1 protein-coding gene is annotated in these 1831 nt (G+C 70.2%); it reads right to left on the bottom strand.

Annotated elements, in window-relative coordinates:
- Positions 1-35: 35 nt before the first annotated feature.
- Entirely contained in the window at positions 36-1730 is a 1695-nt protein-coding gene (locus ACZ6EM_RS40345) for an IS1182 family transposase (RefSeq protein WP_452180362.1), read from the bottom strand.
- Positions 1731-1831 lie beyond the last annotated feature (101 nt).

Raw genomic sequence — 1831 nt, 5'->3', positions numbered from 1 at the left:
GCTTGACTCTGTCGGGGATCTTGGTTGCTTCCGTGTCAGCTGACGGCTCGCCAGGAACGTAGGCGCGAGATGCCCTGCTGGTCGAGGTGTGTCTGGAAGGCTGTCGGCGGTCGTGGGGGCGCGCCTTCGTCGGGGGCCTGCTTGCTGAGGCGTTCGATGTTGACGGCGATGGCGGTGAGGACGTGCTGTAGGTGTGCCTTGGCCTGCCCGCGGTAGCGGCAGTGGCGCATGCCATGGCCGTGGGCGAACTCGCAGATGGTGCCCTCGATGCCGGAACGGACCGCATATCGCTTGTGCCAGGCCGGATCCTGCTGGTCGGCACGGTTGCGCAGTTGCAGTTCGAGCAGCTCACGCGGAGGGAAGCCCACGGAGCGGTGGGCGTCGCGGGAACTGGTGCACTTGGCCCGGACCGGGCAGGGCTGGCACTGGCCCTTGGTGAAGCGGGCGATGATCAGTGGAGCGGCGGTCGGTGAGGAGGTCGGGTAGGGGCCGTGCCAGCCGGCGCTGACCTGGCCCTGCGGGCAGGTGACCTCCTTGCGGTCGAAGTCGATGCGGAAGTCGTCGCGGGCGAAGCCCTCGCCGCGGCGGTGCTGGCGGGTGGGGTTGCCGGGCAGCGGTCCGACAACGGTCACACGGTGTTCGCGCTGAGCCTGTTCCAGGTGGGGCAGGGAGGTGTAGCCGCCGTCGACGAGGTGCTCGTCGGGCAGCAGGCTTCGCCGTTCCAGCCGGGTGTGGATGCCGGGCAGGACCTCGGTGTCGGCGCTGGTGGCCGGCATGGTGGCCACGTCGGTGATCACGTTGGGTCCGTCGCCGGAGCAGGTCTCGGTCACGTGGGCGAGGAATCCCGTCCAGCGGGTGACCTGCCCGCGGCGTGCGTAGCGGGCCGTCGGGTCGTAGGGGGAGACGATCCGGTTGGCCGAGGGCGGCAGGCCGCTGCCGTCGTTCTCGTCGCGCCAGCGCAGGCGCCCGGCGGGGTCCCAGTAGTAGTTCTGCACCAGGATTTGCCGCAGGACCTGGACTTGGGGCCTGCCAAGCAGGGACGGGTGATTGTGCCCGAGGTGTTCGAGCAGGCGGCGGGCGTCGTCGCCGGTGGTGTTGATCCGGGTCTTGGGCCGGGTGGGGTTCTTGCCCAGGCGAACCGGTCGGCCGTAGCGGCGGCCCCAGTCCTCGCCGACCAGGCTGTCCAGCGCGTGGCCGGTGGTGCGGGCGAGTTCTTCCAGGGCTGCGCGCACGGCCTCGGTGACCAGTTCGAGGCGGGTCAGGTCGCGGACGGTGGCCAGGACGTGGGTGGAGTCGGTGCGCTGGGTGGTGCGCTCGCGGACCAGTCCGGCCTCTTTCAGGCGGGTCAGGGCGAGGTCGAGGAGGCGGTCCGCCCGGCCGTCCTGGAGCAGGCGGTCGCGGAAGTCGGTCAGCACGCTGTGGTGGAAGCCGGGGTCGTCGAGTTCGAGGCCGAGTGAGTATTTGAAGTCGATGCGGCAGCGCACGGCCTCGGCGGCATCACGGTCGGACAGGCCCAGCAGGAACTGCAGCACGCTCACCGTCGCCAACTGGGCCGGCGAGAGCCCGGGCCTGCCGTCGCGCGGGTACCAGTCGGCGAAGTCCTCGTCCCGCCACAGGCCGTCGAGACGGTCGCGCACCCACATCGCCGTCGTACCACCGGGGTTGCTGGCCCGCGCCATCCGTGCCGTCAACTCCGGGACCTCGGCACCCGAACAGGGACGGACCGACATCTCGGACTCCTCGGAAATCTCGCGATCATCGTGCACCCGCGAGACTGGCGCACCACCATGATCACCCGCAGCCGAACACCAAGATCCCCGACAGAGTCAAG

Source organism: Kitasatospora sp. NPDC041917, from assembly GCF_055589745.1.
This window is presented reverse-complemented; position numbering and strand designations above follow the sequence as displayed.